This window comes from Dysosmobacter segnis, assembly GCF_014297285.1.
Taxonomy (GTDB): domain Bacteria; phylum Bacillota; class Clostridia; order Oscillospirales; family Oscillospiraceae; genus Oscillibacter; species Oscillibacter segnis.
This window is the reverse complement of the sequence record NZ_JACOQI010000075.1, coordinates 1-1,678: the sequence shown is the minus strand read 5'-3', so window position 1 is coordinate 1,678 and position 1,678 is coordinate 1. Positions and strand designations below refer to the sequence as shown.

Annotated in this window: 1 protein-coding gene; it reads right to left on the bottom strand. The window is 54.2% G+C overall.

Annotated features, from left to right (window positions below):
• A partial coding sequence (locus H8Z83_RS19000) for a hypothetical protein (protein WP_187016461.1) occupies positions 1-1,118 on the bottom strand: 1,118 nt, incomplete at its 3' end.
• Positions 1,119-1,678 lie beyond the last annotated feature (560 nt).

Below are 1,678 nucleotides of genomic sequence, written 5' to 3'. Positions count from 1 at the left end.
TCATTGAACATCTCCAGAGCACATACAATATCGTCCTTCGTGAAACGGTTGATGTCCTCTTCGCTCATATCATCGTAGGGCTTGAGCAGAGCGAAAGCATCCCTGCGCAGCTCCGCTTCGTCTATGCCGCACTTCTTGGCGTAGATGGCCAGCGTCATAATTCCGTAGAACCGATGCCCCACCCGGATCTCGTCAGCGATCCGATGCAGCCACCAGTCATAGAGATCCCGCTTCACCGTCCAGCGCCCCCGGCGCTCCTTCTTCACCACCCGGCGCTCATACCAGTCCGGGTACTTCTCTTTGGCCTCGGCCAGCGACAGGCGGCTCTTTCGCATGAGCGCCTGTATGCGCTGCTGTTCCCCATTGCTGTCTGGGATATAGTCCAGCAGCTTCTCCAGCTCCACCGCACCGCCATACCGATAGGCTACCACAGGATAGTCCTTCCCCAGCTTGGAGCTGGTTCCGACCACACGGAAACCCTGCAAAATGCCCTGCATCTGCGGCTCCTTGATGGACGAGGTAAACCTGTTCCAGATCTGCCGGGTGAGAGCGTATTTCAGTTCCTTCAAAACCTTCTGATTCTGCGGGTACATAGGGATCGGCTCGGTCAGCACATAATACAGATGCAGGCCGGTTCCGCTGTTTACCACGAAGGTGGCCTTGGGAATAATGTCCTTGTTCATCTGATGCAGCGTGTCCCGGAGCTGCGGCATCCCTACACCATCAAGGTCAAAGACCATCGCATAGAGAAACCTGGCATTCTGTCCCCGGCGCTGCCGGCCAAAATATGAGATAGGAGACATGATTGTAAAGTCCGTACCTTTGATGTCCTCCAGTTCCCTCAGCTCGTCCGTGATCACATGACGGTTGGCTTTACCATCGCCCTTAATCTCCAGTGCAACGCCGTTCTCCTGCACCACTTTTGACTTCGGAGGGACTACCAGAGCGATACCGTTTCCCTTGGAATCCTCAAAATGCCCTTTGCGCTCAAACGATCCCTCCGGGAAGATCTCCCGATAGAACTCATACGGCTCCACCGGCTCTAAATATTGCCGAAGATGGGCATTCTTCTCCCGATAAAGCGCCTGCTGCCGCTCCAAAGCAGTCTGCTGATCCATAGCCACGAAAACACCTCCAATCCAGAAAAGAAAAAAGAAGCAAAAAAGAAAATCCGCTGCGGCGGGGAACGCCTGCGGGCGGGAAGGGGGAAAAGGGGAGCTAAAGAGCGCCGCCTACGGCGGCTTAAAGAGAAAGTCACCTCCCCTTTTCCCCCTTGCTCCGGGGCATGGAAATGATGGAAAACCTTTCAGGTTTACCACATTCCCACACCCCTCCGCACACCCCCTTTTCCCCTCCGACTTTCTCCCTTTCTGAGAGAAAAATTTTCTTTTTGTTTTGAGCCATAGGCTCTTAGGGGGGCATATATTATCAATAGGTTTTTCCCTATTTTCACCTGTTATTATAGCCTGTCCGAGTGCCGGTTGCAAGCCCTTCGGACAGGCTATTTTTACAGGCTCATATCGCCCCAGGAATGCCCTCTCTCGTGCGGTTTTTCCTGACTATAAGTCTGGTGATCCGGCAGCAGCTCCCTCGCCTTATCGACGAGGTGAAGCAGCTGCTTCGGCAGATGACGCTCCAGCATATCCAGCACACGGTCAATACCCTCCAGCAGCCGGTC